This is a genomic window from Treponema endosymbiont of Eucomonympha sp. (assembly GCF_001028545.1).
Genome location: NZ_BBPW01000208.1, coordinates 1 through 1,056, shown reverse-complemented (window position 1 = coordinate 1,056; position 1,056 = coordinate 1). Strand labels below are relative to the sequence as shown.

The window sequence follows — 1,056 nt, the reverse complement described above, 5'->3', positions numbered from 1 at the left end:
GCGGGGAACTCGGTTTCCGGGTGCGCGTGTTTGTCGCGCGAGAACAGCACGTTCACCTGTTCAAGCACCGCGCCGCCTAAATCCATATTATTCTTGAAAATATTCGGCTCAAAGGCGACGCCTTCCACCAGAATCCGGTTTTTCAGGTAGATTTCGTCCTTCAGCTTCCGTTTTTTAACTTCAGTCATCTCACTCATAGCAATTCTCCTTCGTTTCTGTGACGGCATAAGCCGTTGTTTTTGTTTTTTACCCAATATCAACGCGTTTATTGAATGCCCTCCGCTCTTTTATCCCCTTGCGTCGGTTCCGCTCCCAGAAACCGGCATTCAAACCCTAAGAACCAATTCCCCGTCCCTAGGAACCGGCGCCCCGATGTTAGGAACCGGTTTATCGACCCTAGGAACCAGCGTCCCGACCTTCGGAACCAGAACCCAAACCCTAAGAACCAGTTCCCCGACTTTGGGAACCAATTACCAAACCTTAGGAACGGAGTCCTCGACCTTAGGAACAAGGTGCCTGATTTGCCCGTCCGCATAAGCGGGCGAAGTCCGGGCGCGCCGCATACACGGCTTCCGCTCTGGCCGATTACGGCGTTATTTTCCATTTATCAGCATGACCGCTTTTTCTGTAACCGCTGCTATTTCATCATCCGCCGCTTTTGCAATAAAAGAAGCGTTTCGTTGCGCCCAGTCCAAACTCTTTATTTGGTCAGCCAAAACAACTCCGCTAATTTCCGAATTTTTTATTTCAACTTCAAAAGGATATTTTTTCGCTTGGCTCGTAACCGGACAAAATACGCCCAACCCAACCTTTTCGTTGTATTCTTTGGGCGAAAGAACCAACGCCGGCCTTTTGCCTTTTTGCTCGTGCCCGGATTGCGGGTTAAAATCCAGCCATATCAGCTCGCCGCGGTCAGGAACATAGGTTTGCTTCACCATATTTCTTTCCCGACAGGCTGTTCCGTTTTAATCTCCCCGTGAATATTTTGCTCCGTTATACTTGCCAGCAATTGAGAAAGATTAGCGTCTCGTTTCGGGGCTATTAAAACCCCTGCGT

At 49.4% G+C, this 1,056-nt stretch carries 1 protein-coding gene and 1 pseudogene; both read right to left on the bottom strand.

The annotated features are described in order from the left end of the window. Window positions 1-197 (bottom strand): annotated as a pseudogene (locus AWU74_RS06005) (radical SAM protein); the annotation flags it as partial. A gap of 396 nt (window positions 198-593) precedes the next feature. After that, the gene (mazF, locus tag AWU74_RS06000; RefSeq protein ID WP_062328548.1) at window positions 594-938 is read right to left on the bottom strand and encodes an endoribonuclease MazF; all 345 of its coding nucleotides are present in this window, start codon (window positions 936-938) and stop codon (window positions 594-596) included. Between the last annotated feature and the right edge of the window lie 118 nt (window positions 939-1,056).

Coding starts and splice junctions, on each gene's coding strand:
- mazF (WP_062328548.1), bottom strand. CDS start 938: ATGGTGAAGCAAACCTATGTTCCTGACCGCGGCGAGCTGATATGGCTG.